General features: G+C 67.1%; 23 protein-coding genes. 14 read left to right on the top strand and 9 right to left on the bottom strand.

What is annotated here, in order from left to right; all coding sequences use genetic code 11:
- Positions 1 to 191 precede the first annotated feature (191 nt).
- Positions 192 to 1,850, top strand: coding sequence for a CYTH and CHAD domain-containing protein (locus AC1M14_RS04280; RefSeq protein WP_209166717.1), 1,659 nt, complete (start codon positions 192 to 194; stop codon positions 1,848 to 1,850).
- Between the two features lie 19 nt (positions 1,851 to 1,869).
- On the opposite strand, the gene ftsY is transcribed toward AC1M14_RS04280, so the two are convergent.
- On the bottom strand, positions 1,870 to 3,126 hold the full coding sequence (gene ftsY / locus AC1M14_RS04275; RefSeq protein ID WP_479731060.1) for a signal recognition particle-docking protein FtsY: 1,257 nt from the start codon (positions 3,124 to 3,126) through the stop codon (positions 1,870 to 1,872).
- Here ftsY and rsmD point away from each other — a divergent pair.
- From rsmD to AC1M14_RS04255, 4 genes are all read left to right on the top strand, one after another.
- Positions 3,125 to 3,691: a 16S rRNA (guanine(966)-N(2))-methyltransferase RsmD gene (gene rsmD / locus AC1M14_RS04270; protein WP_111825831.1), complete on the top strand. Its 567-nt coding sequence runs from the start codon at positions 3,125 to 3,127 to the stop codon at positions 3,689 to 3,691. The genes ftsY and rsmD overlap by 2 nt on opposite strands.
- A 58-nt stretch (positions 3,692 to 3,749) precedes the next feature.
- Positions 3,750 to 4,253, top strand: a complete 504-nt coding sequence (gene coaD / locus AC1M14_RS04265; protein ID WP_102773965.1) for a pantetheine-phosphate adenylyltransferase — start codon at positions 3,750 to 3,752, stop codon at positions 4,251 to 4,253.
- Between the two features lie 116 nt (positions 4,254 to 4,369).
- Positions 4,370 to 4,621 (top strand): YfhL family 4Fe-4S dicluster ferredoxin, encoded by a 252-nt coding sequence (locus tag AC1M14_RS04260; protein ID WP_043547072.1) that lies wholly within the window; start codon positions 4,370 to 4,372, stop codon positions 4,619 to 4,621.
- Positions 4,618 to 5,838 carry a benzoate/H(+) symporter BenE family transporter gene (locus AC1M14_RS04255; RefSeq protein WP_479731059.1) on the top strand — a complete coding sequence of 407 codons (1,221 nt, stop codon included), beginning with the start codon at positions 4,618 to 4,620 and terminating at the stop codon, positions 5,836 to 5,838. The genes AC1M14_RS04260 and AC1M14_RS04255 overlap by 4 nt, the downstream gene beginning before the upstream one ends.
- Before the next feature lie 7 nt (positions 5,839 to 5,845).
- Here the strand turns inward: AC1M14_RS04255 and AC1M14_RS04250 are convergent, their stop codons facing one another.
- Both AC1M14_RS04250 and AC1M14_RS04245 read right to left on the bottom strand, forming a co-directional pair.
- A complete protein-coding gene (locus AC1M14_RS04250; RefSeq protein ID WP_102773966.1) occupies positions 5,846 to 6,232 on the bottom strand; it encodes an MOSC N-terminal beta barrel domain-containing protein in 387 nt (128 codons plus the stop codon).
- Positions 6,229 to 8,724 carry an AsmA family protein gene (locus tag AC1M14_RS04245; RefSeq protein WP_479731058.1) on the bottom strand — a complete coding sequence of 832 codons (2,496 nt, stop codon included), beginning with the start codon at positions 8,722 to 8,724 and terminating at the stop codon, positions 6,229 to 6,231. Before AC1M14_RS04245 ends, AC1M14_RS04250 begins: the two co-directional genes overlap by 4 nt.
- 263 nt (positions 8,725 to 8,987) lie before the next feature.
- Here AC1M14_RS04245 and AC1M14_RS04240 point away from each other — a divergent pair, with 263 nt between their 5' ends.
- Positions 8,988 to 10,586, top strand: a complete 1,599-nt coding sequence (locus AC1M14_RS04240) for an MDR family MFS transporter (RefSeq protein WP_111825834.1) — start codon at positions 8,988 to 8,990, stop codon at positions 10,584 to 10,586.
- 3 nt (positions 10,587 to 10,589) lie between these two features.
- Positions 10,590 to 11,039: a MarR family winged helix-turn-helix transcriptional regulator gene (locus tag AC1M14_RS04235; protein WP_102773969.1), complete on the top strand. Its 450-nt coding sequence runs from the start codon at positions 10,590 to 10,592 to the stop codon at positions 11,037 to 11,039.
- A 14-nt stretch (positions 11,040 to 11,053) separates the two neighbouring features.
- Here AC1M14_RS04235 and AC1M14_RS04230 read toward each other — a convergent pair whose 3' ends face one another.
- Complete coding sequence (locus tag AC1M14_RS04230; protein WP_111825835.1) at positions 11,054 to 11,944, bottom strand: LysR substrate-binding domain-containing protein; 891 nt, start codon at positions 11,942 to 11,944, stop codon at positions 11,054 to 11,056.
- Between the two features lie 142 nt (positions 11,945 to 12,086).
- Here AC1M14_RS04230 and AC1M14_RS04225 point away from each other — a divergent pair, with 142 nt between their 5' ends.
- Genes AC1M14_RS04225 through AC1M14_RS04215 form a run of 3 tightly spaced genes read left to right on the top strand, consistent with a single transcriptional unit; the run spans position 12,087 to position 14,253 of the window.
- Entirely contained in the window at positions 12,087 to 12,710 is a 624-nt protein-coding gene (locus AC1M14_RS04225; protein WP_479731057.1) for a glutathione S-transferase family protein, read from the top strand.
- A 15-nt stretch (positions 12,711 to 12,725) separates the two neighbouring features.
- Positions 12,726 to 13,754 carry an LLM class oxidoreductase gene (locus AC1M14_RS04220; RefSeq protein ID WP_479731056.1) on the top strand — a complete coding sequence of 343 codons (1,029 nt, stop codon included), beginning with the start codon at positions 12,726 to 12,728 and terminating at the stop codon, positions 13,752 to 13,754.
- A 16-nt stretch (positions 13,755 to 13,770) separates the two neighbouring features.
- Positions 13,771 to 14,253, top strand: a complete 483-nt coding sequence (locus tag AC1M14_RS04215) for an N-acetyltransferase family protein (RefSeq protein ID WP_479731055.1) — start codon at positions 13,771 to 13,773, stop codon at positions 14,251 to 14,253.
- A gap of 105 nt (positions 14,254 to 14,358) precedes the next feature.
- On the opposite strand, the gene AC1M14_RS04210 is transcribed toward AC1M14_RS04215, so the two are convergent.
- Positions 14,359 to 15,540, bottom strand: a complete 1,182-nt coding sequence (locus AC1M14_RS04210) for a lipid-transfer protein (protein WP_479731054.1) — start codon at positions 15,538 to 15,540, stop codon at positions 14,359 to 14,361.
- A 92-nt stretch (positions 15,541 to 15,632) separates the two neighbouring features.
- Between AC1M14_RS04210 and AC1M14_RS04205 the strand changes: the two genes are divergently transcribed.
- Positions 15,633 to 16,469, top strand: a complete 837-nt coding sequence (locus AC1M14_RS04205; RefSeq protein WP_146748004.1) for a hypothetical protein — start codon at positions 15,633 to 15,635, stop codon at positions 16,467 to 16,469.
- A gap of 32 nt (positions 16,470 to 16,501) precedes the next feature.
- On the opposite strand, the gene AC1M14_RS04200 is transcribed toward AC1M14_RS04205, so the two are convergent.
- Together AC1M14_RS04200 and AC1M14_RS04195 are read right to left on the bottom strand one after the other, a co-directional pair.
- Positions 16,502 to 17,476 carry a PDR/VanB family oxidoreductase gene (locus AC1M14_RS04200; RefSeq protein WP_479731779.1) on the bottom strand — a complete coding sequence of 325 codons (975 nt, stop codon included), beginning with the start codon at positions 17,474 to 17,476 and terminating at the stop codon, positions 16,502 to 16,504.
- A gap of 26 nt (positions 17,477 to 17,502) precedes the next feature.
- Entirely contained in the window at positions 17,503 to 19,062 is a 1,560-nt protein-coding gene (locus AC1M14_RS04195) for a Rieske 2Fe-2S domain-containing protein (protein WP_111825838.1), read from the bottom strand.
- Positions 19,063 to 19,273: 211 nt separating this feature from the next.
- Between AC1M14_RS04195 and AC1M14_RS04190 the strand changes: the two genes are divergently transcribed.
- Positions 19,274 to 19,987, top strand: coding sequence for a GntR family transcriptional regulator (locus AC1M14_RS04190; protein WP_479731053.1), 714 nt, complete (start codon positions 19,274 to 19,276; stop codon positions 19,985 to 19,987).
- On the opposite strand, the gene AC1M14_RS04185 is transcribed toward AC1M14_RS04190, so the two are convergent.
- Both AC1M14_RS04185 and AC1M14_RS04180 read right to left on the bottom strand, forming a co-directional pair.
- Entirely contained in the window at positions 19,979 to 21,295 is a 1,317-nt protein-coding gene (locus AC1M14_RS04185; RefSeq protein WP_479731052.1) for an MFS transporter, read from the bottom strand. The two genes, AC1M14_RS04190 and AC1M14_RS04185, sit on opposite strands and share 9 nt — an antisense overlap.
- Before the next feature lie 71 nt (positions 21,296 to 21,366).
- Complete coding sequence (locus tag AC1M14_RS04180) at positions 21,367 to 22,224, bottom strand: class II aldolase/adducin family protein (RefSeq protein ID WP_102773978.1); 858 nt, start codon at positions 22,222 to 22,224, stop codon at positions 21,367 to 21,369.
- Between the two features lie 167 nt (positions 22,225 to 22,391).
- Here AC1M14_RS04180 and AC1M14_RS04175 point away from each other — a divergent pair, with 167 nt between their 5' ends.
- Both AC1M14_RS04175 and AC1M14_RS04170 read left to right on the top strand, forming a co-directional pair.
- Complete coding sequence (locus tag AC1M14_RS04175) at positions 22,392 to 23,291, top strand: LysR substrate-binding domain-containing protein (RefSeq protein WP_479731778.1); 900 nt, start codon at positions 22,392 to 22,394, stop codon at positions 23,289 to 23,291.
- Between the two features lie 344 nt (positions 23,292 to 23,635).
- Positions 23,636 to 24,793, top strand: coding sequence for an STY4528 family pathogenicity island replication protein (locus tag AC1M14_RS04170; RefSeq protein ID WP_479731051.1), 1,158 nt, complete (start codon positions 23,636 to 23,638; stop codon positions 24,791 to 24,793).
- The last annotated feature ends 471 nt before the right edge of the window (positions 24,794 to 25,264 follow it).

Here is a 25,264-nt window from a genome sequence, read left to right as displayed (position 1 = left end):
GCATATCACTGAAACTGGGTAATTACCGGGTCCGCGTTGCGCGGCCGTTTGCCCGCCCGGTTGCGGCTCGCGCCGGTTGTTGATGCGCCGCAAACACGTCTATGCTCCGTGTGAAATAAATATGACCGGTCATCAAATCACCGCCCCCGTTTAATTAAGATCTCGGCTTTTGCCGTTGGACAGCCGCCGCCATGTCGGAACAGGAACTGAAACTGCACGTGCCCGCGGCGTCCCGCCCGGCCGTATTGCGAGAGATCAAGCAACGCGAGGCGACCCGCATCCGCCTGCATGCGATGTATTTCGACACGCCCGAGCGCGAACTCGCGCGGGCCCGCATCGCGATCCGGCTGCGCCAGGAAGGCCGCGACTGGGTCCAGACCCTGAAGATGCCCGGCATCAACGCCATCACCCGCATCGAACTCAACCATCCGCGCCCCGGCCCGGTGCTGGACCTGTCGGTGTACGCGGGCACAGAGGTCGAGGCCGCGCTGGCCGCGGTCAAGGGCGAACTGGGCCTGCGCTACGAAACCGACGTGCAGCGCCTGCTGCGCAAGGTGCGCACGCGCTACGGCACGGTCGAGCTGGCCTACGACACCGGCATCCTGCGCGCCGGCGCGCTGGAACTGCCGATCTCCGAACTGGAATTCGAACTGGTTTCGGGCCGCCCCGCGGCCATCTTCGCGGCCGCGCGCGGCTGGCAGCAGCGCCACGCGCTGGTGCTGGACCCGCGCAGCAAGTCCGAACGCGGCGACGCGCTGGCCCAGCTGGCGCAGCGGCTGGCCGACGCCGACGCCATTCCGGGCGATGACCTGGAGACGCGCCGCGCGCAGGCCATCGCCCAGTTCTGGGCGCCGCGCGGCGCGGCTGCGGTCAAGCTGCGCGAGGACATGACGGCCCCGCAGGCCATGGCCCGCATCGCCGCTGAATGCCTGGACCAGATCGCGCGCAATGCCTCGGTCCTGGCCGAGGTGGACACCGAGGACGTCTACCGCGCCGGCAATTCCGAACACGTGCACCAGCTGCGCGTGGGCGTGCGCCGGCTGCGTTCGGCATGGAAACTTTTCGACGGCTGGATCGCGCCGATCCCGGCCTCCCTGCTGGAAGGCGTGCGCACGCATTTCGGCGCCTTCGGCGCCAACCGCGACCAGGACGTGCTGAACGAAACCGTGGCGCCGGCGCTGATGCGGGCGGGCATGCCGGTGATCCCCATGGAAGCCGCGCCGCCCGAGCAGGACGCGCGCAGCATCGCCGGCGGCAAGGCCTTCCAGGGCTGGCTGCTGGATCTGCTGGAATGGAGCCTGGACGTGCCGGCCGCGCCGCCCACCTCGGACGGGCAGCCCGTCGCCAACGGCACGCCCAGCGACGCCGCGCCCGAACCCGCCATCCGCCTCGAAGGCGGCGTGGCCGGTCCCAGCGTGCGTCCCACCATCATCCCCATGCTCGCGCCCGAGCCCGATCCGCAGCGCCTGCGCAAGCAATTGGCGCGGCGCCTGCATCGCTGGCACAGCAAGGTGGCCGACCAGGGCACGCAGTTCGCGGCGCTGGACATTCCCGCCCGCCACGAATTGCGCAAACGCGGCAAGCGCCTGCGCTATAGCCTGGCCTTCGCCGAATCGCTGCTGCCCGCGGCCAGGCTGCGCGGCTATCGCAAGCTGCTGTCGCGGGTCCAGGACATTCTTGGGGAAATCAACGACCTGGCGGTCGCCAAGGACTACTACGAGTCGTGCACCGCCACCCATCCGCAGGCGTGGTTCGCGCTGGGCTGGATCAGCGCCCGGCTGCAGGAGCTGGCCGAGGACGCGCAGCGCGCGTTCGACGACCTGGCCGCGAGCAAGCCGTTCTGGAAGTAGCGGGGCCGCGGGGCCGGAATCACTCCGCCAGCAAGGCGCCGGCGAACTCGTCCGCGACGAAGGGCTGCAGGTCTTCCAGGGCTTCGCCCACGCCGATCCAGTACACCGGAATCGGGCGCACGCCCTGGCTGCCCGCGGCCACCGCCGCCAGCGTGCCGCCCTTGGCGGTGCCGTCCAGCTTGGTCACGACCAGCCCCGTCAGGTTGATGGCCGCGTCGAAGGCGCGGATCTGCGCCAGCGCGTTCTGGCCGGTATTGCCGTCGACCACCAGCAGCACCTCGTGCGGCGCGGCGGCGTCGGCCTTGCCGATCACGCGGCGGATCTTCTTCAGCTCTTCCATCAGGTGCAGCTGCGTCGGCAGGCGGCCGGCGGTGTCCACCATCACCACGCCCATGCCGCGCGCGCGGCCCGCGTTGACGGCGTCGAACGCCACCGCCGCCGGATCGCCGCCGTCCTGGGAAATCACCGTGACGTTGTTGCGGCTACCCCATTCGATCAACTGCTCGCGGGCGGCGGCGCGGAAGGTGTCGCCCGCCGCCAGCAGCACGCTGGCGCCCTGGCGCTGGAAGGTGTGCGCCAGCTTGCCGATGGAAGTGGTCTTGCCCGCGCCGTTGACGCCGGCAATCATGACGACCAGCGGCTGGGTGCGCTTGAGGTCGAACGCCCGCTCCAGCGGACGCAGGTGGTCGGCCAGCAGCTGGCGCAGGGCCACCTTGACCTTGGCGGGGTCCTCGATGCGTTCTTTCTTGACGCGCGCGCGCAGCGCGGTCAGCAGCTTCTCGGTGGCCTCCAGGCCCGCATCGGCCATAATGAGCGCCGATTCGAGTTCCTCGAACAGGTTTTCGTCGACCTTGACGCCGACGAAAATGCCGCCAATGCTTTGGCCGGTGCGCGACAGGCCCTGCTTGAGCCGGGCCAGCCAGGACGCCTTCTTGGGCGCTTCGGCGGCCGGCGCGGGCTCGGCCACGGGCTCGGGTTCAGGCTGGGGCGCGGGCGCGGCGACCGGCGCGGGTTCCAGCACGGGCGCCGCGGCGACCGGCTCGACCGGCGCCGCGGGCGGCGCCGGGATCGGCTCGACCGCGGGCGCGGCAGCCGGTTCGACGGCCGGCGCGGGAGCCGGCGGGGCGACCGGCGCGGGCGCGGATTGCGGCGCCGATGGCGCGGGCGCGGCCGGCTCGGCCGGCGCGGGAACGGGATCTGCAACCTCCGGCGGCGGCGCGGGCTGGGCCGGCGCGGCGGGCGGAGGGGATTTTTTCTTGAAGAAGCGGCTGAACATGGGTAACAAGTATATTCGTATCGTAGGGGGCCAATACCGGCGCACCCCCATCGCCGTGCCCGACGTGGAAACCTTGCGTCCCACGCCCGACCGGGTGCGCGAAACGCTGTTCAACTGGCTCAATCACCTGTGGGGCGGCGAATTCGCCGACAAGCAGGTGCTGGACCTGTTCGCCGGCAGCGGCGCGCTGGGCTTCGAGGCGGCCTCGCGCGGCGTGGCGCACGTGCAGATGGTCGAGCGCGATCGGACCGCAGCGGCCGCCCTGCGGACGCTGCGCGATAAACTCAAAGCCGACATGATACGCATCCACGTGGGCGACGCCATGCAGGTCACCGAAAGAATGGATGCGTCGCGGTTCGACCTCATCCTGTTGGATCCGCCTTTCGGCCAGGGCTGGCTGCCGCGCCTGTGGCCGCTGCTGCCGGGCATCCTGACCGAGCGCGGACTGGTCTACGTGGAAGCGGAAAACCCCATCGAAGCGCCCGAAGGATTCACGATTTTGCGGCAGGACAAGGCCGGCGCCGTCCACTATCACCTGCTGGAATTTGCTGCATTGCGCAAATAGATCAATAATCCGGGATTCGGAGGATGGTGTACACCACTAATAACGGTACGGAGCTCGCATGATCACCGCTGTATATCCCGGCACTTTCGACCCGCTGACCCGAGGCCATGAAGACCTGGTCCGCCGTGCCGCCACGCTTTTCGACAGAGTCGTGGTCGGGATCGCCATTAGCCGCAACAAGAAGCCTTTCTTCAACATCGACGAGCGCGTGGAAATCGCGCGCGAGGTGCTGGGGCACTATCCCAACGTGGAAGTGCAAAGCTTCGGCGGCCTGCTCAAGGACTTCGTGCGCGACCAGGGCGGACGCGTGATCGTGCGCGGCCTGCGCGCGGTGTCCGACTTCGAGTACGAATTCCAGATGGCCGGCATGAACCGCCACCTGCTGCCCGACGTCGAGACCCTGTTCATGACGCCCTCGGACCAGTATCAGTTCATTTCGGGCACCATCGTGCGCGAGATCGCCCAGCTGGGCGGCGACGTGAGCAAGTTCGTGTTCCCGTCGGTCGAGCGCTGGCTGCAGGAAAAGGCCAAGGAACGCCGCGAACAGTCCTGGCCGGGCTGAACCGCCGGTCCGATTTCTTTACCGCAGGGGCGTCCACGGCGCCCCTGCGTCGCGCCGCCCATCCGGGCGGCGGCGGTACAATGACGGTCGCCCCACCGCTCTTACCGTAGCCCGCCATGGCCCTGACCATCACCGAAGAATGCATCAATTGCGACGTTTGCGAGCCCCAGTGCCCGAACGAAGCAATTTCCATGGGCGAAGACTATTACGTGATCGACCCCGACCGCTGCACCGAATGCGTCGGCCATCACGACGAACCGCAATGCAAGGTGGTGTGCCCCGTGGAATGCATCGAACTGCATCCGCAATGGCATGAGGGCCAGGAACAGCTCATGGCCAAGTACCGTCGTCTGACCGGTGCAGCATGAGCAATGCAGCCCAGTCCAGCATAGACCTGCCCCCGCCCCGCCACCGCGCCCGCCGCGACCTTTCCGCCTCCGCCGTCGCGGCAGGCCTGGTCGCCGTGCTGGTCAGCTTCGGCGGCACCGCCGTGCTGATGGTGCAGGCCGGCCACACCGCGGGCCTGGACGCGGCCCGCATCGGTTCCTGGATCGGCTCGCTGAGCCTGGCGTTCGGCCTGGGCGGCGCGCTCTACAGCCTGCGCACCGGCCTGCCCATCGTCATGGCCTGGTCCACGCCCGGGGCCGCCCTGCTGGTGACCGCGCTGGCCGGCGTACCGTTCGACCAGGCCATCGGGGCCTTCGTGCTGGCGACGGCGCTGACGCTGGCCTGCGGCCTGTTCGGCTGGATCGATCCCATTCTGCGCCGCATCCCCGGCGAAATCGCCGCGGCCATGCTGGCCGGCGTGCTGCTCAATTTCGGCATGGGCGTCTTCAGCAGCATCAACCAGCAGCCCGCGCTGGTGCTGGCGATGTGCGCCGCCTACCTGGTGTGCCGGCGCCTGGCGCCGCGCTACGCGGTGCTGGTGGTGATGCTGGTGGCCATCGCCATCGCCTACGCGCTGGACCTGATGCAGCTCGATCTGCTGGACTGGCGCCTCACCGAATTCGTCTGGACCACCCCTGCCTTCAGCGCGCAGGCGGCGGTCAGCCTGGGCATTCCGCTGTTCGTGGTGGCCATGGCTTCGCAGAACCTGCCGGGCCTGGCCATTCTGCAGGCCGCCGGCTACCGCCCGCCCGCGTCCCGCCTGGTGGCGGCCACCGGCCTGCTGGGCCTGCTGGCCGCGCCCTTCGGCGCCCACAGCGTCACCATGGGCGCGATCAGCGCGGCCATCTGCACGGGCCCCGAAGCCCACCCTGACGTTGGCAAGCGCTATATCGCCGCCGCCACCTACGGCCTGGGCTATGTCGCGCTGAGCGTGGTGGCCGGCGCCGTCGCGGTGTTCTTCCAGGCCCTGCCGCCGGCCCTGCTGGCGGCCCTGGCCGGCCTGGCGCTGCTGGGCACCATCATGGGCGGCATGGCCGCGGCCATGGCCAATCCGCAACGCCGCGAAGCGGCGCTCATCACGCTGCTGGCCACGGCGTCGGGCTTCAGTTTCTGGGGTATCGGATCGGCCTTCTGGGGCCTGGTGGCCGGCCTCGCGGCGCACGCGGCGTTCGAATACCGCCGCGCCTCCGCGTCGTAGCACACGCTCAGGCCGGCCAGGCCGCCACCGGCGTGTCGGGGTGCACCTTCATGATGCGGCAGGGCACCTGCACGAAATTCGAGATCCAGGCCGCGGCCAGCTCGCCTTCGTCGACCACGTCCACGACCTGCTCGCCGACCCGCATGCTGTAGCGCACGCTGTCGTCGTCCTCGATCACGTCCAGCGGAATGTCCAAGCGCAGCATGCCGGGCGCCTTCAGCACCAGGTAGCCCATGCGCAGCTCGACGGCGACTTCAGCCAGGCGCGGGCACAGCTCGCGGTTGAGCCACTGCCCGGAATCGTTGGCGACCAGCCATTGGCGATGGTAGCCGGCGGCCTCAGGCTGCGCCGTGACGCCGCATTCGGCGATGGGTTGGAATGATTCCGCGCTCATTTGCCCAGCAGCCCCTTCAGTGCCTTGTCGATGCTTTCGCCGTTCTTGCCCTTGCCGCTGACCGCATCGCGCAGCTTGTTTTCAAGGCTGCGCTTGAGGATGGCGCCGACGGCGTCCTTCCACAGCAGCGTATAGCTCGGCTTGTCGAACGGCCCCTGGATGCGCACCGGAATGGTCACGTCCTTCAGGTCGATCAGTTCCTTGCCTTCGGGATCGGCGGCCGGATTGACCACGCGCGCGCGCGCCACCAGGTCCAGCTCGCTCTTGACGAAGTCTATGGTGGCCGGCTCGCCCTGCGTCACGCGCAGCAGCGGCGACACGACGTTCAGGCGCTTCACGCTGGCCACGCCCTTGGCGAACGCCAGGTCCGCTTCCATTTCGGAGAATTCGGTCTGCTTGCTGGTGTCGGCCGGCACGGTCTCGTCCTGCGACTCCGGCTTGAAGGCCGCCTTCAGTTCGCGCAGCGTCTGCGTCAGGTTGATGCCCTTGACCGCGCCGTCGCGCAGGCGCAGCTGCATGGTGCCGCCCAGGCCCGCCTTCATGGCGTAGGCGTTGGCGCCGGCCGTCTTCAGGTCCAGCGCCAGGCTGCCCGTGCCGCTGAGCATGTTGCGCTTGGCCAGGTCCATCAGGAAGGGTTCGATCGCGATGCCCGCCAGCGACATCTTGCTGGCCAGCTGGTTGCCCTGCGCGGCGTCGACCGTCACGGCGCCGGCCAGCTTGCCGCCGTACAGGCCGGCCGTCAGGCTGGTGATTTCCAGCTTGCCCTTGTCCAGTTTCACCGTGGCGCCGACTTCGTCGGCCTTCAGGCCGCGCACCACCAGCTTGCCGACCTTCAGCGTGCCGTTGACGCTGGGGCCGACCAGCGCCGACAGGTCGATCGTATCGTCGACGGGCGCAGGCGCCGGCGCGGGCTGCGCCGGCTTGCTTTCGTCCTTCTTGCCTTCGGCCGGCTTGGCCGCCGGCGGCGTCACGGGCGGCACCAGCTTGTCCAGGTCCAGGGTGTCCACCACCAGCGCGAAATTGACGCGCGGCGCGTCGCTCAGGCGGGTGATGTCGGCGCTGAGGTCGAACTTGCCGCCCTCCAGCACCGCGTTGATCTTGCTGGTGGCCTGGTCCTTCAGCAGGTCGGCGGTGACGCTGCCGATCACCGGAATCTGCAGGCTGCCCTTGGGCAGGCCCGGATCGGTGATGTTCACGTCGCCGCGCAGCGCCGACAGCGCGCCGCTGCGCATCAGCAGATTCAGCGACAGCGGCGAGGCGAAGTTCAGTTTGACCACCCGTTCGCCGGTCTTGGACGTGCTGTCCAGCTTGGCTTCCTTGATGTCGAGTTCGCCGGCGTTGCCGCTGATGCCGTTCAGGCCGAAGCTGGCGTCCAGGCCGCTGACCCGCACGCGGCCGGTCAGGGCCTCGCCGGTGGCCGAGGCGGGCGAGATATTGAGCGCAGGCGCGTCCACGGCGAATTCGAACGGGCCGTCGGCCACGCCGCCCTTGGCGCGGATGGCGAGCTTCTCGATCTGCAGCTGGCGCTTGTGCGGATCGATGGACAGCTTGGGCATGGCCACGCTGGCGTCCACGTTGGTCGCGGCCGCGGCCGGATCGGTCACGTCGCCCTGGAACACGACTTCCAGGCCGGCCACGTCCAGCGCCGACTTGCGGCCGTCGAACGCCAGGTTGCCGCGCATGGCCAGGCTCTTGGCTTCCGCGCCCGGCAGCTTGCCGTCCATGCGCAGGTCCAGCTTCTGCGCCGCGTAGCGCTTGGCCGAGGGGTCCAGCGTCAACAGGGCCTGGCCGGTCAGGTTGGCGTCGACCCGCGGGTTGCCGCCTTCCACGCGCGCGGTCAGGCGCACGTCGAAAGGCTGGTTGAACGTGACGCGGCCGGTGTTGGCGTTGATCTTGGTGACGGCCACGGCCATGCCGCTGATCGCGTCCTGCAGCTGCACGGAGCCGTCCTTCAGGTCCAGGCCGGCGATGTCGATCTGCATATTGCTGCGCCGCGGCGGCAGGCTGCCGTTGGTGATGGCCTGCGCCGCGGTCTCGGCCGCGCCCACCAGCGCCTCGGCCGGGTTGGCCGGCACTTCGGTGACCGGCGCCGTGCCGCCCACCAGATTGCTGAAATTGAATTGGCCGTCCTTGCCCCGGATCACGCGGGCCTTCAGGCCGCTGATGGCCACGTGGTCCACCACGAAGCTGTTCGATAGCAGCGGCCAGACGGCAACCGCCAGCCGCGTGCTGTCGATGGAGGCGAAGATCTCGGAGCTATTGGGCTCGGACAGCGACACGCCCTGCACCGACAGGCCGATGCGGGGAAAGAGCGACAGCTCGATCTCGCCGTCTATCGTCAGCGTGCGCTGGTAGCGTTGCTGGACAAGCTCTTCGAGCTTGTACTTGTACGCGTTGGGGTCGAATGTCAGCAAAAAGATGGCCAGGCCAACGACGGCCACGACAACCAACACAACCAGGCCTATCAAAATGCGCTTGAACCACGTTTTCATTGCTGCCCCGTCGGTACCTCGACTGGAAATCTTCGAATGCCGCCCGCCGCGCCGCAACGCGGGGATGGTGCTTTACCGGTGGAAAAGGCCTGCCGGCAAGTCGCGCCGCAGGCCTGTCGAGAGGTGAAGACGCTGGCCAGGCCAGCGTACAGATATCGCTATCGTAACAAATCGGACCGCCGGCCGCCCAAAGCTGACGGCTTCCTGTCTGGCGGATTGTAGGGCTAGAATGTTTGATATATCAATCATTGATCCATCCAGTAATGCCCGCCCCCGCCTCATCCCCCCCGCATTCGCCCGGCCAGGTCCTGCCCTTCCGGCAGACCCTGCTCGCCATGCTCGGCATGTGCTTCGTCATGATGATGGTCGCCATCGACCAGACCGTGGTGGGCACGGCGTTGCCGACCATTGTGGCCGAACTGAAGGGATTCGAACTGTATGCATGGGTAGCGACGTCTTACCTGCTGACCTCGGTCATCACCATTCCCATCTTCGGCCGCCTGGGCGACTACTACGGACGCAAGCCCTTCGTCGTGACCGCGATTGTGCTGTTCACGCTGGCCTCGGCGCTGTGCGGCGCGGCCGACAGCATGTTCGCCCTGGTGCTGGCCCGCGCGCTGCAAGGCATAGGCGGCGGCATGCTGGTGGGCACCGCGTTCGCCTCGATTCCCGACCTGTTCCCCGATCCGCACGTGCGGCTGCGCTGGCAGGTCATGGTCAGCGCGGCCTTCGGCATCGCCAACGCCGTGGGTCCGTCGCTGGGCGGCATGCTGACCGAACACTACGGCTGGCGTTCGGTCTTCTACGTCAACCTGCCCATCGGCGTGCTGGGGCTGTGGTTCGTCACACGCTACCTGCCGCGCCTGCGCAGCCACACCGACGGCCCGGTGCGGCTGGACTGGCAGGGCGCGCTGCTCATCGCGCTGGCGCTGGGCTCGCTGCAGCTGCTGGTCGAACTGCTGCCGCAGCAGGGCCTGAGCGCCGGCCTGCTGCTGCTGGGCGCGGTCAGCCTCGCCGCCTTCGCGCTGCTGTACTGGTGGGAAAAGCGCTGCCCGCATCCCCTGCTGCCGCTGGACATGTTCCGCAACCAGGGCCTGGCCATGCTGTTCACGCTGTCCCTGCTGGTAGGCGTGACCATGTATTCGCTGATGTTCTACGCGCCGCTGCTGCTGCAGGGCGGCTTCGGCCTGTCGCCGCAGCTGGCCGGCCTGCTGATCACGCCGATGGTGGTCTTCATCACCGTGGGCAGCATCGTCAACGGCCGCGTCATCGTGCGCATGCGCAATCCCAACTTCATGCTGTATTCGGGTTTCCTGCTGATGGCGCTCTCGTGCCTGGGCATCGTCACCACCCACAACTACACCTCGCATGCGCTCATCGCCGCCTACATGATGCTGGCCGGCGTGGGCATGGGCTTCATCATGCCCAACCTCACCGTCTTCGCGCAGCAGACCGCCGGCCGCAGCCACCTCGGCATCGCCACCGCCCTGCTGCAATCGCTGCGCATGGTGGGCGGCATGCTGGGCACGGCCATCGTCGGCACCATGGTCAGCCACCGCTATTTCAACGGCGTCGAATCCACGCTGCGCGGATCGTCCGCGCAATGGCTGCCCCAGCTGCGCGATCCCCAGATGCTGGTCAACCCCGAAGCGCAGACCCAGTTCCTGGCACAATTGGCGCACCAGGGGCAGGACGGAACCTCGCTGATCGAGATCGCGCGCGTCGCGCTCGTCGGCGCCATCCATGAAGGGCAGCTCATCGCCCTGGTCGTCGCCGTCTTCGCGCTATGGTGCGTGCGGCGCGTGCCCCCGGTTCAATTGGTCCGCCCCGCCAAGGCGGAACCGGCCAGCGTCGGAGATTAGCTTTTGTCCAAACAGCAACAAGGCCTGCAGGTCATCCAGCACATGGGGCAGACCTACCGCGTCATGCAAAGCGCCTTCAGCGGCCGGGTCGGCCACGCCCTGCCGCGCTGGCGCATCCTCCTGGCCCTGCACGAACGCGGCCCGTGCTCGCAGAAGCACCTGGCCGAACGCTGCCGCCTGGACCCCGCCTCGCTCACGCGCCAGCTGCAGGCCATGCAGAAGCTGGGCTGGATCTCGCGCGCCGTGGACCCGCAGGACAACCGCCTGACCAACGCCAGCCTCACCGCGGCGGGCCAGGCGGTGGTGGACGCCGCCCTGCCCAAGCGCGCGGCCTTCTTCGAAGAATCCCTCAAGGGTCTGTCCACAGCCGACATCGACGCGCTCAACCGCGTCCTGAGCCAGCTGGAACAGAACTTCCTGCGCGCCGCGGCCGACAAGCCCGCGCAGCGCTGAACAGGCATCGCGGCTCAGGCCGGCTGCTGCGCCTCTTCCTCAAGCCAGGCCGCGAACGCCGCCGCTTCCGGACGCCGCGCGACATCCGGCAGCATCACCACGTAATACGCGAAGCGCGCCGGCCACGGCCGGTCCAGCGCCAGCGCCAGCCGCCCGGCGGCGATCTCTTCGCGCGCATATGCCTGCGGCACCAGCGCCAGCCCCTGGCCGGCCGCCGCCGCGCGGATCAGCAGATAGTCCTCGCCGAACGCCGTGCCGCGCTCGGCGCGCGGGTCCGCGGCCACGCCGTGCGCGGCCAGCCACAAGCCCCAATCCGCGCGGCAGCCGTCCTGCAATAGCGGATAGGCCAGGCAGTCGGCCGGCTCGCGTATCGGCGGCCCGTCGGCCAGCAACGCCGGACTGGCCACCGGCAGCAGCACCGGCGCCATCAGCGGCCGCGACTGCAGGCCGGGATAGCTGCCCAGGCCGTGGCGGATCGCGATGTCGACCCGGTCCCGATGCAGATCGACCAGATCGGCCACGGCCTCCACGCGGACCTCGATATCCGGATGCCGGCTGGTGAAGCGCCCCAGCCGCGGCACCAGCCACGACGCGGCGAACGAGGCCATGGTGCTGACGGTAAGCGTCTTGCGCGCGCGGGCGGCCTCCAGCGTGCGCAGCGCCGATTCGATCTGGTCGAACGCCGTCAGCAGGCCGGGATGCACGCGCGCCCCGGCCTCGGTCAAGGCCATGCTTTGCCGGCCGCGCGTGAACAGGGGCAACCCGACCCGCTCTTCCAGCAGCCGGACCTGCTGGCTGACGGCGCCCGACGTCACCCCCAGCGCGGCGGCGGCCCGCTTGATGCTGCCGTGGCGGCCGACCTCGGTGAAAGCGCGCAGCGCCAGAAGCGGAAAAACAGGATTCATGATTTAGCCTAGCTAAACACAGCGTGCAGATCAAATCGTTTTATTTCCCGGCATTCCACGTTCAGAATTTCCACCAGGAAATGCCTCCGAGTTTAGCCGAGCTTCTTGCAGAAAGAACCCTCGGCCCCTGAACGGACCCGCCATGATCGATCTCTACACCGATAGCTCCCCCAACGGCTTCAAGGCCACGATCGCCCTCGAGGAACTGGCGCTGCCCTACCGCCTGCACCACGTCCGCATCGGGGCCGGCGAACACCGCAGCCCCGCGTTCCTGGCGCTCAACCCGCATGGCCGCATCCCGGTCATCGCCGACGACGAAACCGGCGTCACCCTGTTCGAGTCCGCCGCGATCCTGCTCTACCTGGCCGAAAAGGCCGGCCGCCTGCTGCCCGCGTCCGCCGCCGCGCGCTGGGAAGCCATCAAGTGGCTGCAATTCCATGCGTCCAGCGTCGGCCCCATCATCGGCCAGCGCGTGCATTTCGAGCGCTTCGCCGACGCCCCCATCCCCGCCGCCATCGAACGCTACCGGCGGCTGACGGAAGACGTATTCGGCGTGCTCGACCGCCGGCTGGCCGAGCATCCCTACCTCGCCGGCGACGACTACTCCATCGCCGACATCGCCCACTTCGGCTGGAGCCACATCGCCCGCATCATCGAGTTCGACTTCAGCCGGCACCGCCACCTGAGCGCCTGGCACGAGCGCATCGCGGCCCGCCCCGCCGTGGCCCGCGGCATCACGCTGCCGGCGCCGGCGACCGACGCCTGAAGGAGCGGACGCCACATGGATAATCCGCTATCCGCGGCGGGCGCCTCGCACGCCGCGTTCCAGTCGCATCCCGGCTACCGCCGCATGTTCGCGCCCGAACGGCTCACGCTGGGCGTGTTCCTGCCGCTGCGCTTCTATGCCGGCGACATGCAGGCGTTGGCCGGGCAGGCCGACCTGGTGGCCGAGATCGACCGGCGCGGCTTCGCCGCCGTCTGGGTGCGCGACGTGCCGCTGTTCGACCCCGCCTTCGGCGACGCCGGCCAACTCTTCGATCCCTTCACCTACCTGGGCTTTCTGGCGGCGCGCACCCGCAGCATCGCGCTGGCCACGGGCAGCGCCATCTTCACGCTGCGCCATCCCATCGACCTGGCCAAGGCCGCGGCCTCGCTCGACCGGCTGTCGGGCGGCCGCCTGGTGCTGGGCATCGCTTCGGGCGACCGTCCCATCGAGTTTCCCGCGTATGGGCTGGAACATGGCGAACGCGCCGAGCGCTTCGCGCAGGCGGTGGCCTACTTCCGCCAGCTCATGCGGCCCGGCCTGCTGGCGGTGGATTCGCCGCTGGGCCGGTTCCAGCGCGCCGCGCTGCTGCCGCAGCCCGCCGCCGGCGCGATCCCCCTGATCGTCACCGGCGCCAGCGGCCAATCGCCGGCCTGGATCGCCGAACATGCGGACGGTTGGCTGACCTACCCCGACGCCACCCACACCCCCGAAGGCCCGCAGCGCCTGGCCAACAAGATCCGCGCCTGGCGCCAGCGCATCGCCGACGGCGGCTTCCGGCCGCACATGACCAACGAATGGCTGGACCTGGCCGACGACCCCGACCACCCGCGCACGCCGCTGCAGGGCGGCTACGTGCTGCGCACCGGACGCAAAGGCCTCATCGACCTGCTGCACGCCTGGCAGGCCGCGGGCGTCAACCATGCCGCGCTCGGCATCCAGTTCTCGCAACGGCCCGCGGCCGAAATCATCCAGGAACTGGCGGAGGACGTGCTGCCGCATTTCCCCTCGCACCCCGGGCCGGCGCCGCTGCCGGCCGCATGGTGATCACAAGGACATCGACATGAATGCCGACGCAATCACCATCCGAAACCTCGACCCGGGCGACGAGGCCCGATGGGCGGTGCTCTACCGCCGCTACGCCGCGTTCTACGAAGTGGACATCGACGACGCGGCGCTGCGGCGCACCTGGTCATGGCTGATGCGCCCCGAACATCCCGAGGAAGGCGTCGTCGCCGAAACCGCCAGCGGCGAACTGGTGGGGCTTGCGCACTACCGCCCCTTCCCCAAGCCGCTGCTGGGGCGCGACGCGGGGTACCTGGACGACTTGTACGTCGCCGCCGGGCACCGTGGCCTGGGCATCGGCCGAGGCCTGATCGCCGCGGTGGCGTCCATCGCGCACGCCCGCGGCTGGCCGCTGCTGCGCTGGATCACCGCGCGCGACAACCACGACGCCCGGCGGCTTTACGACGGCGTGGCGCGGGCGACGGACTGGGTCAGTTATGACTTGAAGCCGGGCGGGTATGGGGGGGTGGCCAGGTCGTAGCGCCACGGCAGCCAGTCGGGGGCTTGCCAGATACGCGGATAATCGCTGCTGTTCATGCGGTGATTATGGACAGATTCGCCGCAGCGGCAACGCCTGGCCCGCAATTCAGGCCTTCTCGTACAAGGTCACCACGCAGGCCCCGCCCAGCCCCAGGTTGTGCTGCAGCGCCAGCCGCGCGTCGGGCGCCTGGCGGGCGTCGGCGGCCTGGCGCAGTTGCTGGACCAGCTCGGCGCATTGCGCCAGGCCCGTCGCCCCCAGCGGATGCCCCTTCGACAGCAGGCCGCCCGAGGGATTCGTGACGACCCTGCCGCCATAGGTGTTGTCGCCGTCCACGACGAACTTCTCGGCCTCGCCCAGGCCGCACAGGCCCAGCGCCTCGTAGCTCACCAGCTCGTTGTGCGCGAAACAGTCGTGCAGCTCGACCACGTCGATATCCTGCGGGCCGACGCCGGCGGCTTCGTACACGCGGTCCGCCGCCTCTTTCGCCATGCTGAAGCCCACCACCTCGCGCATGTCGCGGGCCTCGAAGGTGACGGCCCGGTCGGTGGTCATGGCCTGCGCCCGGATGCGCACGCTGCGGTCCAGCCCGTGCCGCCGCGCGTATTCCCCGGAGCACACGACGGCGGCGGCCGCGCCGCAGGTCGGCGGGCACGCCATCAGCCTCGTCATCACGCCAGGCCACAAGACAGGCGCTGCCATCACCTCTTCCTCCGTCACGACGGTGCGGAACAATGCCATCGGATTATTGGCGGCGTGCCGGCTGGCCTTGGCGCGGATTTTCGCGAAAGTCGACATGCTGGTGCCGTACTGGTCCATGTGCGCCTTGCCCGCGCCGCCGAAATAACGCAAGGCGAACGGAATCCCGTCCTGGCCGACCAGTTCCTGGGTGGCCGCGTCGAAGCGCTCGAACGGACTCGGCCTGTCCTGGAACACCGTGCCCAGCGCGCCGGGATTCATATGCTCGAAACCCAGGGCCAGCGCGCAGTCCGCCGCGCCGCCGGCCACCGCCTGGCGCGCCAGGAACAGCGCCGTGGAGCCGGTGGAGCAGTTGTTGTTCACGTTGAAGACCGGGATGCCGCTCATGCCGACTTCGTACAAGGCCCGCTGCCCCGCCGTGGAATCGCCATAGACGTAGCCCACATAGGCCTGCTGCACCTGCTCATAGGCAAGCCCCGCATCCGTCAGCGCGGCGCGCGCCGCCTGCGCCGCCATCTCGTGGTAAGGCGCATGCCGGCCGGGCTTGGCGAAGGGGACCATGCCCACGCCGACGACGTATACATGACTCATTGCAGTCTCCTCTTATTCGATTCGCAGGCCGTCCCAGATTACTAGGATTGGGGGTACATTAACGCCCGTTACGAATAATCGAGAATAGAAACATGTTGAAAGCCTGCCGCGGACTGCTGTTGCTCGGAATCGTCGCGTCACTTGCCGGATGCGACAAAGGCGTGGACCTGCGGCTGTCCACGCAGAACGCGCAGGCCTACCGCGCATCGCTGGACAAGGCCTGGCCCGACATGACGGCTGCGCAGCAGGACGCGTACAACTGGGCCGTCGGCAGCTGGGTGGCCAACGGCTTCAGCCTGGAACAGCTCGCCGAAAAATATCCCGGCCTCACGCCGCGTTCCGTCATCGTCGGCGAAAGCGAGGAATACATCCGCGGCAAGACCCAGGAGGCGGCCAACGCCCAGGCCGCCATCACGCACAACGCCGACAGGTTCGCCAAGGAAGAAAAACTGGTGCAGCAGGCCGAAGCCGAACTCGCGAAAGTCACCGCCAAAGCCCTGGACCTGAAAACCGACCGGTCGCTCTTCTCCGAAGTCAACTTCAGCTACGAAGTGGCCAACGCCAGCCGCTACAACATCGCATCGGCCGACTGGGACGCGTGGCTGTTCATCAACGACGAACAGACCTCGGACCGGCATTGCCGCGTCCATGGCTACTACCAATCCAAGGGCGGCGTGCCGGCCGGCTCCACCAGGACCGCGAACTTTTCCGCCGGCTTCATGGATTGCCGCAACTGGGCCACCCTGGAAGTGCAGAACGCCAAGGCCAGGTACGTGCAGATCAAGCTGGTCAACGACTCGGTCAAGAACTTCGACGAACGCAAAGTGCTGCCCGTTTTTTCGCCGACCCGCGCGTACTACGAAAAGGTGGCCGCGGATGCGAACAAGGCGATCAAGATCGCGGCCCGGCACAGAAGCGCCATCGAGTGACGGCCACGCGCCGGGCTGCTGCGCCGATCCCGCTACAGGTCCAGCACCAGGCACGAACTCGTCGCGCGCGAGCAGCAGACGGTGAGGCAGTGGTTTTTTTCCTCGTCGCTCAGGATGTAGTCCCTGTGGTCGACTTCCCCTTCCAGGTACTCGACCTTGCAGGCGCCGCACAAGCCGGACAGGCATGAAGTCGGCACGCGGTGGCCGGCCAGTTCGATGGCGCGCACGATCGTCTGGTCCGGCTCGACCATCACGGAAATGCCGGCCCTGGCCAGCCTGACTTCGAAGCCGCCGCTGGGCGGCGCCTCGGACGCGGGACGCTCGGGCGCCTTGAAGTGTTCGCTATGCACCGTGCCGGGCGGCCAATGCTGCGTCGCGTCGGCGCATGCCTGCATGAAACCGCCGGGGCCGCAGTAATAGACGTGGTGGCCTGCGCCGGGATGCGCCAGCAGGGCCTTGATGTCCAATCCGCGCGTGAAGTCGCCGCCATCGAAATGCAGATGCAACGCGCGCTCGGGAACCAGTTGGCGCAGCTCGTCGACGAAGGCCGCGTGCTGCGCGGTGCGCGCGCAATAGTGGAACTCGAACGACCGCCCGGCCCGGGCCAGCACGTGCGCCATGGCCTTGAGCGGCGTCACGCCTATCCCGCCGGCCAGCAGGATAGCGTGGCCCGAATCCGGCGCCAGCGCAAACGCATTGCGCGGCATTCCCACGGGCAGCAGGTCCCCGACCCGCAGCGACTCATGCATGGCCCGCGACCCGCCGCGCCCTTTGGGTTCGCGCAGCACGCCCAGAATCCAGCGCGACCTGTCCTGCGGATCGCCAGCCAGGGAATAGGAACGCATCAGTCCCCCGGCCAGGTGCACGTCGACGTGCGCCCCCGCCTCCACCGCCGGCAGCGGCAGGCCTTCGGGGTGGACCAGCTCGAAGGCGTGGATGCCTTCGGCCTGCATCCGTATTCCGCGGACCCGCAATTGCAGCAGCTCCGTCCCGGCGCGGCCGTCCATCACCACGCCTTGCGGCAGCGGCGCGTTCACGCCTGCCTCCGCGCGAGTACGTCCTGCTGCAATGCCTCCATTTTCTGCATGACGAAGCCGGCCCGTTCATCGCCCTTCATGCCGTCGGCTTCGGTCAGGATCTGCACCACCTGGCGGGCCAGGTGGCGGCGCAGCGTCACTTCCTCCTGCGTCGTGCGTCCCACGGGCAGGTCGAACACATTGCCCGAGCAATAGCTGTTGGGATGCCCCGCGCACTCGCGCAGCCATTGGGCGAATTGCTCGGGACCGGCATTGGGGTTGGATCCCCGGATCGCATCGCGCAGCAGCTTGCGGAATACATACAGGCCCGCGTCGAATTTCGTGGGGTTCTCCAGCGCGTGGATCGCGATGGGCCGCTGGCTGATGATCGCCTCGTAGTCGCCCGGCGCGTACTGGGCGTCCTTGTAGTTTTCCCGGGCGCGGTGATCCGAGGGAATGGGCGGCATGTCCTCCAGCTTGTATTTGCCGAACCGCTCGGGGCGGCGCATCGCCACCTGCCCTTCCAGAAAATCGATCGTCTCGTAGCCGACCAGGCTCTTGTCGCCGATGCCGCGCGTGTCGATGCCCGGCCCCATCACGCGCCAGCCGATCATCTTGCTGTTGTGGTCGTCGACGGGAACGGTCCAGCGGATCATGTGGAAGCGGCTGAACAGCTTTTTCTTCTTGCCGTCTTCCGAGGTGTAGGCGTGCAGGCTGAAGTTGGGCAGCACCTGGTGCTGCACGCGGATGTGCATATGGCCGTCGTCGGCCCGGCGCGCGCCTGCGCAGGCCAGGCCGCGGCCGCCGTGCACGGGCACGAACTGCATGTCGGGCGGCACTTCCATCGTCGCCGCGCCCACTTCGTCGAACGTGGTGCCCTGATAGTGTTCGCCGGTGACCTGACGTTTCGCGTGCAGAGCCATGGTGTGATAGTTGTCGGCCGCGTTGTCCTGGACCTGCAGCCAGTTGCAGTGCTGGAAATTGCTGTAGGGCACCAGTTCGTCGCCCTCGGCGACGGTGAAGTCGCCTTCCCACTGCGGAAACGGCGGTTCCTGTTCGGGCGGGCCCATGTAGGCGAAGACCAGGCCATTGCGCTCGAAGGCCTTGTAGGCGCCCTGCCTGATCGAGCAGCGATAGCGCTCGCCCTCTTCCTCCTCGCCTTCCGGGAACGGCACGCGCAGACAGGTTCCGTCCACGTCGAAGACCATGCCGTGATAGCAGCAGGAAATGCCGTGCTGTTCGATCTTGCCGTATTCCAGCGAAGCGCCGCGATGCACGCAATGCGCATGCAGCACCCCGATGCGGCCGCTGCCGTCGCGGAACGCCACCAGTTCCTCGCCCATGATCTTCAGGAAGCGCGGCGTGTCGGTCAGCTCCATCGACATGCAGATCGGATGCCAGAAGCGGCGCAGGTACTCGCCGGCCGGCGTGCCCGGCCCCACTTCGGTCAGCTCCGGATCATGCCCCGGGATTCTGTTGGTGTAGTACCCGCCGAAAGGGACCAGCTTCTTCTCTGTCGTCCCGCCCGCGCTGGTGTGAGGGTCGCGGCCAAACTGTTCCTGGATCTTGGGGCTCATTTGATGTCTCTCTGGAAAAGCGCGGGAATGCGCATTATTTTTGAACTCTGAACTCTGTATTCAGAGTTCGGTATTCGAAGAATATAGTAAATTGCGGTATGGCAGATCCAGGGTTTTCCCTGCGCCGCGGTGTCCGGATGTAAACCGGCGGCCGCGTCCGCGCCCGGCCCTCTGCCGTTTCAGCCACCCCTTGCAAGGTAGAATCGCCCCCATGCGCCTGCCCCTCGAGAAAATCCCGTCGCGAACCGATTTCGTCGATACCGTCTACCGTGTGCTGCTCGACGCCATCACGGACGGCTCCATCGGCCCGGGCCAGCGGATCACCCAGGAAGAAATCGCCGACCAGCTCCATGTGTCGCGCTCGCCCGTGCTGCAGGCGCTGCTGCTGCTCAAGAAAGACGGCTTCATCGAAGACGCGCCGGGCCGGGGCGTGCAAGTCGCGCAACTGAAGCCCGAATGGGTCGGACACCTCTACCAGGTCCGCGGCGCCCTGGACGCCCTGGCGGTCCGGCTGGCCGCCGAGACCCGCTGGCAACTGGATCCCGAACTGATCGAGGCCGGCCGCCGCGCGGTCCGGAAGCAGGACCTGAAAGCCATCATCGACACGGACCTGGCGTTTCACTCCGCCATTTATGCCGCCTCCGGCAACCCGCTGATCGCGCAAAGCGCCGACCACTACTGGGTGCACCTGCGCCGCGTCATGGGCGCCGTGCACCGGGTATCGCCGCACCGCGACACGATCTGGGACGAACATGCCGCGATCGCGCAGGCCATCGGCCAGGGCGACGCGGCGCGCGCAGTCCAGCTCAGCGACCGGCATATCGAACTCGCCCGCTCCAACCTGCTCGCCAAACTGGACGAGCTCTTTGCGCAAAATCCGGAACCGGAAGCGCGAGCCCGCCCAGGCCTGTCGCCGCTACGCTGAGCGGCGCACGTTCACCAGCTTGGCCGGCACCGCGAACACCAGCAGGCTGCCGAACACCAGGCAGGCCACCAGGGCAAGCACGCCCGCGCCGGTGCTGGCGGTCGCCGTCTGCGCCCAGCCGATCAGGTAAGGGCTGACCACACCCGAGACGCTGCCCACCGAATTGACCAGCGCGATGCCGGCCGCGGCCGCCCCGCCGCTCAGGATGGCCGGCGGCAACACCCAGAACTGCGAAATCGAGGCCATCACGCCGACCGTGCCTATCGTCAGGGCGATCAGCGCGAAGCTCGTGTTATGGGCGTACACCACGCTGCCGTACAGGCCGATCGCGGCAAGCCCGCCCGCCGCAAACAAATGCCAGCGCCGCTCGCCCGTCGCATCGGAACTCCGGCTGAACAGAATCATGCCTATCGTGGCCGCCAGATAAGGCACGGCCGACAGCAATCCGACGTCGAAGTTGTCCGTCACGCCGCTGGCCTTCACCAGGCTGGGCAGCCAGAAGCTGATGCCGTACAGCCCCATCGTGAAGAAAAAGTAGAGACAGCTCAGCAGCAGCACCTTGGGATTGGTCAGCCCGTCGCGGATCGAATGCAGATGCTGGCCCTGCTGTTCGGCCGCCAGGTCGCGCTGGATGCGCGCCTTCTCGGCCTCGGTGAGCCACTTCGCATCGGCGACCTTGTCGTCCAGATAGAACCACGCCATCGCCCCGACCAGCAGCGTGGGCAATCCTTCCAGCAGGAACAGCCACTGCCAGCCGGCCCAGCCGGCCGCGCCATCGAACCGGTGCATGATCCATCCCGACAACGGCCCGCCGATGACGCCGGACATGGGAATACCGGTAAGGAACAGGGCCGTCACCTTGCTGCGGCGCTTGTTCGGGAACCAGTAGGTCAGGTACAGCAGGATCGCGGGAATGAAACCCGCCTCCGCCACGCCCAGCAGGAAGCGCAGGATATAAAAGCTGACCGGCCCCGACACGAACATCATCCCGGCGGAAATAATGCCCCACGTGACCATGATGCGCGCGATCCAGCGCCGCGCGCCGACCTTCAACAGGATGATGTTGCTCGGCACCTCGAACAGCAGATAGCCGACGAAAAAAATCCCCGCGCCCAATCCATAGACGGCGTCGCTGAAACCCAGATCGCTCGACATCTGCAGCTTGGCGAAACTGACGTTGATTCGATCGAGATACGCGCAGACATAGCATAGGAACAGAAACGGAAGCAGCCGCCACGCAACCTTGGAATAGGTCGCGCCTTCGTCATCGGTACGGGCGAGGCTGGGCCCAGCGATATCGCTGTACATAGGTTGTCTCCAAGTATTCTTTTTGAACCGGCGCGAACGAGCGCCGCGCCGGCGTCCGACCGCGGCCTTGCTCAGTCGAACATGTCGGGCTGGGATAGCGCCAGATGGTCGTAAATCGGCTGGAAGTGCAGCCAGCCGATGTATTCGGAGCCCACGTGCTCCCGGCTGTAGCGCGAACGTTCTGCGCTGACCAGCGCCGGCTTGATGCCCGTCGCCTCGACCATCAGCTGCTGGCGGCAGCACCGCTCCAGCGCAATGAACCAGAACGCGGCCGATTCGATGCTGTGCCGGCTGGCCGTCAACAAGCCGTGGTTCTGATGGATGGCCGCTTTCACGCCCTTGAACCAGTCGCAGACCGCCAGTCCGGCGCGCTCTTCCACCGCAACCTGGCCCGCCTCGCTCTTGATGACCACGTGGTCCTCGAAGAACGCCGCGGCATCCTGGGATATGGGTTCCAGCGGCCGGCCCAACGCCGCGAAGGCGGTTCCATATACGGTATGCGCGTGGCACATCGCCACGATGTCCGGATGCGCCTCGTGCACGGCGGCATGCAGCACGAAGCCGGCCCGGTTGATGGCGTGCCTGCCCTCCACGACCTTGCCCTTGTGGTCGGCCAGGATCAGGTTCGACACCTTCACCTGGCTGAAATGCACGCACATGGGATTGGTCCAGTACAGCTCCGGATGCTCGGGATCGCGCACCGTCAGGTGGCCGGCGAAACCGTAATCGAAGCCCTCCAGCGCGAACGCGCGGCACGCCGCCACCAGCCGCTGCTTGAGATGCAGCCGCTCTTCGGCCGCGCTGGAGAACGAGGGCAGCTCAGGGTAGATCAGCCCCTGCTGCTCGGGCTGGTAAATCGAAACACGGCCATCGGCCAGCAGCGGCTGGCTGGATCGAGGCGGCATGGCGCGGTCTGGTATGGCTGACATGATGAATCCTCTTCTGAAGTAAACCCGATGCGGCGCACAAGATGGGCGCGCCCATCCGTCGCCGGACCTCAGAATGTTCGATCAGCGCTAACATGATGACAACCGATAGATGTTCACGTTTGGATGAATGGCATTCACATGAAAATCCGGCTGCCGCCAAAGGCCCCATGAGAAAAATCCCGAACTTCGTCCTGCTGCGCGCGTTCGAAGCCGCCGCCCGGCTGGAGAGCTTCACCCTCGCGGCGCACGAACTGCATCTGACGCCCTCGGCAATCAGCCACCAGATACGTGAGCTGGAAGAAAACTTCGGCACATCCCTGTTCAGGCGCAGCCACCGGCGCGTCGAACCGACGCCCGAAGGGCATCGCCTGCTTCAGAGCCTGACGCGCATCATGGACGCCCTGGAAGCCTGTTGCGCGGAAGTCAGCCTGGCGCCCAGCGGCCAGGTTCTTTCCGTCTATTGCGCCCCCAGCCTCGCGGTGAAATGGCTGGGGCCGCGCCTGCCGGGCTTCATGACCGACAACCCCGACATTACGATCCGCCTGTCCAGCGGCGCCGAACCCATGGACCTGACGCAGGCCCGCGAGCTGGACATCGCAATCTCTTATGGCGTGGCGCTGCAGCGTCCCGGCATCGAAATCACACCCCTCGGATGCGAGACCATCGTGCCGATGTGCGCGCCCTCGCTCAAGGGCCGCAGGCGCAACTGGCGGCAGCTCATGACCGAACTGCCGCTCATCGATTCATCCTTGAGCCAGGTCAGCTGGCACGACTGGTTTTCACTGAACGGACTGAACCTGCCGCAGCGCAACCGCCCGTCCTTCGACCGCGGCGCATTGTCGGTATCCGCAGCGGTGGACGGCATGGGCGTCATCCTGGAGACGACCCGCTTCGCCGAACGCGAACTGGCCCGCGGCGAACTGGTCGAGGCCGGCCGCAACGAGTTCGAGCGGATTCTGCGTGAAACGCATTTTTTCTCGCAACGGATCAACGAGCGCCGTTCGGAGAAGATCGTGCGATTCAAGGATTGGTTGTTTGAAGAGTTGCGGGCTTCGGATAGGGGGTAGGGAAACGGTGGTTTCCGTTGAGGTCCTGGCCCGCAACGTCTGCGTTGGGGATTCGGTCAGACGTTGATCACACGTTTAAACGTTGATCGGTCGGCAAAGGGCCGTGAATGCTAGGTTTCACGGGGAAATCGGGCCATGGCCTTTGCGGGAATTGCTGGAAGTACCCCCAGTTGTACCCCCAAGGGGGTATCGGGATGATAGATCAGTCTGGATGCTGGCGCCAGCGCTGCGCCTGCCGGATAAAACGGGTATAGCGCAGACCGTATTGTTGGCTGACGCATGGAGCGGTACGCGATGAGATGCAGGGGAACGGGCCGCTGTGGCCCAGACCTTGGAGAACTCTCATGGCAGACCACCACACCCGCCACAACCTGCTGAGGCAAGACGCCCTGTTCACCACGCCGGCCTCGCTCATGCTTGATACCCGCCTCACGCCATTGGAGCGCAACGGCTGGCAGGTTCTGCGCATGCTGCGCTCTGCGGAGGGCTTCAGCCCGCTGGCGAATCTGGGGCAGTTGCGCCGCTATCTCACCTCCACCCCGCTGGGGCAGAGAGCCGGGTACGAGACGGCCCGGCGCGTCCTCGTTGTACTTCGGCTGACGGGCTGGATCAGCCTGGTAGGCCAACACCGCGATCCTCTAACCGGCCATGTGCTCAGCGAGCTGTATCAGGTTCACGAAAGCGTCCTGCACTTCCAGCAGGCCTGCGCACTCGATGCCAGTCTGCCCACGCTTTTGCAAGCCTCCATCGGCCACGAAAACAACCAGGTGGATCGGGTGGCCGTCCACATTCAGGCAACGCTGGCGCAGGCACCTGAAGCCGCTTCCATTGCGACCCACGATCAGCGCCACGATGACGATGATTTGCCCCCGATGCCGCCGTCGCAGGCGAACGAGGCAGCCGCCCCACTGCCATTGTCTGGCGATTCCGCTGGCAGCACGCTTGTTCCGCAACAGACCGGGCACGCTCGCCACATGACGGCTAAGCAGGACAGTACGTATAAGACGTATATGTATAAAAAAGAACGTACGTACCGCGCGCGCGAAGGCGACGACCATTCGGCATCGCAATCGGTGAGCTTGCCGCCTTGCCTGAGCAATGCCCAGGCAGATCAGCAAAAGGACGTGCAGGCTGCCTTGCGGCGGCTGCCGCCGCAGCATCGTCAGGAAGTGCTCGATGAGTTGCAGGCGCGCAGCCAGAGCGGCACCGTGCGCAACGTCGTGGCCTACTTCTTCGCCTTGGTGAAGCGCGTATTTTCTGGCGAATTCCGTCTGTGGACTGGACGTAAGGAGATGTCTGCCACCCCACGGACTGCCGAGAATCGGCCTGCAGCTCCGCCGCGTACCGAAGACCGCCCAGAACCGACTGCGCAACCGGCATCGCGTGAAACCGCCCTGGCGCACATCGCCAACATCCGCAAGATGCTGAACACCTCTACGAACGCTGGGGGTATCGCAGCGCAGGCAATGCAGGCCAGGGGATGGCAGCCGCATCCTGCGTAGTAAATGCTGCCGTGAAACGGGGCGTCACTGCACGCCGCAGTGACGCCCCGCGCAACACCGCCAACAATGCGGGCGAAAGCCAGTTCCTATTACGTGCGGCATACATGATGATGGCCGCCCTAAACTGCCCGGGCAGTTGCCAAGACCGATGGGCTTCGTACATCGGCAGCCCCAACAGCGCAGGTTCCTGCAAGCGCTGGCCCGACAGGGCGGAACCACCCCAGGTATGCCCAGGCTCCGACCGCATACCGGCCCTCCCCAGGGCGGAGCCTTCTTCGTCTGTTTGAACTCATCCCTATCGCGCCGCCTGGCGCACTGTCCTTTGCGGCAATTTCCTGTGCGCAACGCACAGGGATGCCGCTGCATTTCTCATCCCACTCACTTCATAGGAGGACTCGTCCACGTTCGCATCACTTTCGTCTTGTAGTACCTCCGTCCGGGCTTCCAGCAGGGAGCAAGACGGACGCCTCA

The organism is Achromobacter sp. SX5 (assembly GCF_056711425.1).
The sequence above is the reverse complement of the archived record's forward strand: the minus strand, read 5'-3'. Positions and strand labels throughout refer to the sequence as shown.

Bases quoted from the DNA above. Each gene is read 5' to 3' on its own strand.
- AC1M14_RS04280 (WP_209166717.1), top strand. From the start codon at position 192: ATGTCGGAACAGGAACTGAAACTGCACGTGCCCGCGGCGTCCCGCCCG.
- rsmD (WP_111825831.1), top strand. From the start codon at position 3,125: ATGGGTAACAAGTATATTCGTATCGTAGGGGGCCAATACCGGCGCACC.
- ftsY (WP_479731060.1), bottom strand. From the start codon at position 3,126: ATGTTCAGCCGCTTCTTCAAGAAAAAATCCCCTCCGCCCGCCGCGCCG.
- coaD (WP_102773965.1), top strand. From the start codon at position 3,750: ATGATCACCGCTGTATATCCCGGCACTTTCGACCCGCTGACCCGAGGC.
- AC1M14_RS04260 (WP_043547072.1), top strand. From the start codon at position 4,370: ATGGCCCTGACCATCACCGAAGAATGCATCAATTGCGACGTTTGCGAG.
- AC1M14_RS04255 (WP_479731059.1), top strand. From the start codon at position 4,618: ATGAGCAATGCAGCCCAGTCCAGCATAGACCTGCCCCCGCCCCGCCAC.
- AC1M14_RS04250 (WP_102773966.1), bottom strand. From the start codon at position 6,232: ATGAGCGCGGAATCATTCCAACCCATCGCCGAATGCGGCGTCACGGCG.
- AC1M14_RS04245 (WP_479731058.1), bottom strand. From the start codon at position 8,724: ATGAAAACGTGGTTCAAGCGCATTTTGATAGGCCTGGTTGTGTTGGTT.
- AC1M14_RS04240 (WP_111825834.1), top strand. From the start codon at position 8,988: ATGCCCGCCCCCGCCTCATCCCCCCCGCATTCGCCCGGCCAGGTCCTG.
- AC1M14_RS04230 (WP_111825835.1), bottom strand. From the start codon at position 11,944: ATGAATCCTGTTTTTCCGCTTCTGGCGCTGCGCGCTTTCACCGAGGTC.
- AC1M14_RS04225 (WP_479731057.1), top strand. From the start codon at position 12,087: ATGATCGATCTCTACACCGATAGCTCCCCCAACGGCTTCAAGGCCACG.
- AC1M14_RS04220 (WP_479731056.1), top strand. From the start codon at position 12,726: ATGGATAATCCGCTATCCGCGGCGGGCGCCTCGCACGCCGCGTTCCAG.
- AC1M14_RS04215 (WP_479731055.1), top strand. From the start codon at position 13,771: ATGAATGCCGACGCAATCACCATCCGAAACCTCGACCCGGGCGACGAG.
- AC1M14_RS04210 (WP_479731054.1), bottom strand. From the start codon at position 15,540: ATGAGTCATGTATACGTCGTCGGCGTGGGCATGGTCCCCTTCGCCAAG.
- AC1M14_RS04205 (WP_146748004.1), top strand. From the start codon at position 15,633: ATGTTGAAAGCCTGCCGCGGACTGCTGTTGCTCGGAATCGTCGCGTCA.
- AC1M14_RS04200 (WP_479731779.1), bottom strand. From the start codon at position 17,476: ATGGACGGCCGCGCCGGGACGGAGCTGCTGCAATTGCGGGTCCGCGGA.
- AC1M14_RS04195 (WP_111825838.1), bottom strand. From the start codon at position 19,062: ATGAGCCCCAAGATCCAGGAACAGTTTGGCCGCGACCCTCACACCAGC.
- AC1M14_RS04190 (WP_479731053.1), top strand. From the start codon at position 19,274: ATGCGCCTGCCCCTCGAGAAAATCCCGTCGCGAACCGATTTCGTCGAT.
- AC1M14_RS04185 (WP_479731052.1), bottom strand. From the start codon at position 21,295: ATGTACAGCGATATCGCTGGGCCCAGCCTCGCCCGTACCGATGACGAA.
- AC1M14_RS04180 (WP_102773978.1), bottom strand. From the start codon at position 22,224: ATGTCAGCCATACCAGACCGCGCCATGCCGCCTCGATCCAGCCAGCCG.
- AC1M14_RS04175 (WP_479731778.1), top strand. From the start codon at position 22,392: ATGAGAAAAATCCCGAACTTCGTCCTGCTGCGCGCGTTCGAAGCCGCC.
- AC1M14_RS04170 (WP_479731051.1), top strand. From the start codon at position 23,636: ATGGCAGACCACCACACCCGCCACAACCTGCTGAGGCAAGACGCCCTG.